At 37.0% G+C, this 354-nt stretch carries 1 pseudogene; it reads left to right on the top strand.

The window, feature by feature from the left end:
- Positions 1-354: pseudogene (locus CP370_RS10170) on the top strand (hypothetical protein); the annotation flags it as partial.

Raw genomic sequence — 354 nt, 5'->3', positions numbered from 1 at the left:
TATCATATGGCGGGTTAGACGCCATTATACTTAAAAATGAACAAGCTGATGCAGATAGAACCATCCAGTTCGTAAACAGTCCCCAGTTTAATCGCTTTGAAATAACTAAATCGTCTCTAAGCGGAAAAAGGGTCTTCATTGTTCCTCGAGCAACTTATGTACCTTACTTTCGTTTTAGTATGCGCTGGACAGGTTTTAACATTAAATTGACTAACCATTCAATTCCTTCAGTTGAATTCTTCAGTGATGCATATGATTATCTGGTTGCTCACCCGCACGTAGAAGAGATTATACTCTCACAAAAAAATAAGGATATTATCGAATTTCCAAGGGACCAAAAGCTATTGTTCTTAA

Origin of the sequence: Lactobacillus sp. UMNPBX19, assembly GCF_002553805.1 — a bacterium.
Lineage (GTDB): Bacteria > Bacillota > Bacilli > Lactobacillales > Lactobacillaceae > Lactobacillus.
This window is presented reverse-complemented; position numbering and strand designations above follow the sequence as displayed.